General features: G+C 45.2%; 1 protein-coding gene and 1 pseudogene. One reads left to right on the top strand and one right to left on the bottom strand.

Translation table 11 applies throughout. The annotated features are described in order from the left end of the window. The first annotated feature begins 482 nt into the window (after positions 1–482). On the top strand, positions 483–1,463 hold the full coding sequence (locus Q7U33_RS06180) for an IS5 family transposase (protein WP_304858763.1): 981 nt from the start codon (positions 483–485) through the stop codon (positions 1,461–1,463). A 202-nt stretch (positions 1,464–1,665) separates the two neighbouring features. Here Q7U33_RS06180 and Q7U33_RS06175 read toward each other — a convergent pair. After that, positions 1,666–1,928 (bottom strand): annotated as a pseudogene (locus Q7U33_RS06175) (NADP-dependent phosphogluconate dehydrogenase); the annotation flags it as partial.

Below are 1,928 nucleotides of genomic sequence, written 5' to 3'. Positions count from 1 at the left end.
AATTTAAGCCGTCAAATGCAATCGCGATTAAAAATAGTCACAATTTGTATTTGCGGTATTTTTTACGGCATATGCCTTTTTTAATTATCATAATAACCTATATAAACAATATGTTATGCATTTAATTAGGATTAGGTACTGCCTACCAGTAACTAGTTTAAAGAAGTCCAAAGTAGTCCAATTAACAAGCCTAAGTGCTGTTTTTTTTATTTTCTTTTTTTTATAGCGTCTAATATAATCCTATGTAATCCTGAATTACTGGGGGGTATTAATAGGGGTGTTTCAAAACACTCCCAAACAAGATACCCCCAAATTGACTATAAGGGCGTAAAAAATGGCACTGACTGACTTAACTGTGAGAAGCGCAAAGGCTAAAGATAAGGACTACAAGCTTAGGGAACCACTGATTTATTCAACCCCTCCACCCTAGCTGGAGTTCGGCATGGTAAGATTACATCTTATTGATTTAATTGGATAATACAATGCAAGCGAGCTTTTCTGAATTGGAATATGCGGCCAAAAAGAAGCAAACACGGCGTGATATTTTTCTGAACCAGATAGAACAGATCACCCCATGGGCATCATTAACTCAAGTCATCGCGCCACACTATCCAAACACTGGCGGTCGTGGCCGCCCGCCCATTGGACTGGAGCGTATGCTACGCATGTACATTGCCCAGCAATGCTTCGGCCTGTCAGACGAAGCCACAGAAGACGCACTCTATGACAGTCAAGCCATACGACACTTTGTTGGCATTGACATGGGCCGCGAAGCGGCACCTGATGCCACGACCTTACTCAAGTTCCGCCACCTACTAGAAGAGCACCAATTGACCGAATCCATCTTCAACGCAATCAACGCTCATCTGTCAGAAAAAGGCTTGTTTCTACGCGAGGGAACCATCGTTGACGCCACCCTGATTGCTGCACCGCCTTCAACCAAAAATAAAGAAGGCAAGCGGGACAGTGACATGCACTCGTCGAAGAAAGGCAACCAGTGGCATTTCGGTATGAAAGCGCACATTGGTGTGGATGCAAAGTCAGGGCTGGTGCATACCTTGATTGGAACAGCAGGTCACGTCAGTGACGTGACTCAAACTCAGGCGTTACTCCACGGCGATGAGACGGATGTGTTTGGTGATGCGGGCTATCAGGGCGTCGAGAAGCGGGAAGAAAACCTGGAATTGCCGGTCACCTGGCATGTGGCGATGCGTCCTAGCCAACGCCGAGCATTACCAAAAACAACAGAGGGTGAGTGGTTAGCGTATCTCGAACACACCAAGGCTAGCATTCGTGCCAAGGTCGAGCATCCGTTTCATGTGGTCAAGAACCTGTTCCGTCACCGTAAGGCACGATACAAAGGATTATTGAAGAACACCGCCCAGTTGTTCTCGTTGTTTGGCTTCGCTAATTTGGTGCTTGCGCGACGGTGGCTTGATGCGCATACCCAAGTTGCGACCTAAAAATGGGAAATGAGGCAAAAACACTCGGAAACAGGGTGTTTTTAGGTGAAAATGTCTAAATCCATGAGCTATTCTGAAAATGTCACGACGAGAGCGGTGAAAATTGTGAATTGTTCAGCGCTTCCTTAAGTCATCAGGTAATTTAAATAAAAAAAGCACTGATATAAATATCAGTGCTTTTTTTATTCTACAGTCCTCTAAATTACATTTCTAACTGCGGACGACTAGCTTCTGGCCAATCCAAATGGTAGAACTGACCACGTGGTTTGTCAGTACGCTCATAAGTGTGCGCACCAAAGTAATCACGTTGACCTTGTAGCAAATTAGCCGGTAAAACTGCGCTGCGGTAACCATCATAATAAGCCATTGCAGCAGCAAAACCTTGTGCCGGGATGCCGTTAGTGACTGCCAAGGCAATCACTTTACGCCAGCCTGCTTGACCTTCGTTCATTGCATTAGTGAAGT

The sequence above is a fragment of the Methylotenera sp. genome (genome assembly GCF_030653755.1).
GTDB lineage: Bacteria > Pseudomonadota > Gammaproteobacteria > Burkholderiales > Methylophilaceae > Methylotenera.
The sequence above is the reverse complement of the archived record's forward strand: the minus strand, read 5'-3'. Positions and strand labels throughout refer to the sequence as shown.